The sequence below is a fragment of the Nitratidesulfovibrio liaohensis genome (assembly GCF_011682075.1).
Taxonomy (GTDB): domain Bacteria; phylum Desulfobacterota; class Desulfovibrionia; order Desulfovibrionales; family Desulfovibrionaceae; genus Cupidesulfovibrio; species Cupidesulfovibrio liaohensis.
In genome coordinates this window covers 1-1,500 of the sequence record NZ_VSMK01000530.1, presented here as the reverse complement: position 1 = coordinate 1,500, position 1,500 = coordinate 1, and the positions used below count along the sequence as shown (strand labels likewise).

Sequence of the window (1,500 nt, the reverse complement as noted above, 5' to 3'; positions counted from 1 at the left end):
CGCCACAGGCAGGGCCGCCCGCGCGTGGCGCTGCCGCACGGTCCGGCGCGCGCTGCGTTCCCTTCACACCTTCTCCCCGTTGCCGGGCCTTCCGGCGTACCGCCTGCCCCTCTGCCCGTTGCCCGCCTGTTGCCCGCACCCGGCCTTTATGGCCCGCCCCTTGCGGTCGGCAGGGGAAACCCTCATGGCTTGTTCTGTCAACATACCGTAACGTAAGGCCTTTTTTTCTTGTGTTTTCGTGCGATCCGGGCCGTGCGGCATTGCGCCCCCCCTGCCGAGCGTGTAGCATCGGGAGGCACACTGACAGACGACGCGCCGGGGAGGCCGCATGAACATGACCGCAGAAGCGCCGCGCACGGTGCTGATCATCGAGGACAGCAACGTGCAGTCCAAGATCATCCGCAAGCAGATTCAGGCGCTTACACAATTCGACACGCTCATCGCCCACACCATGCAGGAGGCCGAGGCCCTGCTGCGCGACCATGGCCAGCAGATATTCATCGCGATCATCGACCTGAACCTGCCCGATGCCCCCGACGGAGAGGCCGTGGACCTCTGCCTGGCCTGGAAGGTGCCGTCCATCGTGCTGACCGCCAGCTTCAACGACGAAATCCGCCGCCGGTTCATCGAGCGTCGCGTGGTGGACTACTTCTTCAAGGGGTCCATCCAGGACATGGACCCCATGGTGGCCAGCCTGGAGCGGGTGTTCAAGAACCAGTTCATCACCGTGCTGGTGGTGGACGATTCGCGCACCCAGCGCGCCCAGATAAAGAAACTGCTGGAAGTGCAGCGTTTTCGCGTGCTGGAGGCCGGGGACGGCGTGGAAGCGATGACCGTGTTCGAGCAGAACCCCCATACCCGCCTGGTGATCACCGACTACCAGATGCCCAACATGGACGGCATCGAACTGGTGCGCGAACTGCGTGGCCGCCACAAGATGGACCGCGTGGCCATCATCGGGGTGTCTTCGGTGGGGTCCGGCCCGCTTACCGCCCAGTTTCTCAAGAACGGGGCCAACGACTTTCTCACCAAGCCCTTCGAGGTCGAGGAGTTCTACTGGCGCGTCAACCACAACATGGACGTGCTGGACATGATCTGCGACCTGAAGTCGTGCATGGAAACGCTGGAAACCCGCTGAGCCGTTTGCGCAGCACGCCCCGTCCGTCCTGACGGCGCCGCGACCTGGTTGGCCCGCTATCCAGGCTGTCCCCTATCCAGGCGGTCTGGTGTTCAGGCAGCCCGACGGGTACGGGCGCGGGGCGCGCCGGTCGGCAGACCTTTGGGGCAGGGAGGATGTCATGGCGTCGCAGGGCACGCACCCGCAACTGGCCTTTTCATCGGCCGTGGCTCCCCGCCGCGTGGTGGGCATGCACGGCGGTTCGGCCACATATCCGGCACCGGGCGCCGGTCCGGTGCGCGGTCCGGTGTTGTACTGGATGCACCGCGAGCACCGCGCCCGCGACAACTGGGCGCTGCTGCACGCCCATGCCGAGGCCGCCC

1 protein-coding gene and 1 pseudogene are annotated in these 1,500 nt (G+C 65.8%); both read left to right on the top strand.

Annotated elements, in window-relative coordinates; translation table 11 throughout:
* Window positions 1-328 precede the first annotated feature (328 nt).
* Complete coding sequence (locus tag FVW27_RS15355) at window positions 329-1,138, top strand: response regulator (RefSeq protein ID WP_372434954.1); 810 nt, start codon at window positions 329-331, stop codon at window positions 1,136-1,138.
* A gap of 160 nt (window positions 1,139-1,298) precedes the next feature.
* Window positions 1,299-1,500 (top strand): annotated as a pseudogene (locus tag FVW27_RS15350) (deoxyribodipyrimidine photo-lyase); the annotation flags it as partial.

What these genes read in the sequence shown, in the direction of transcription:
- FVW27_RS15355 (WP_372434954.1), top strand. Translation starts at nt 329, where the DNA reads ATGAACATGACCGCAGAAGCGCCGCGCACGGTGCTGATCATCGAGGAC.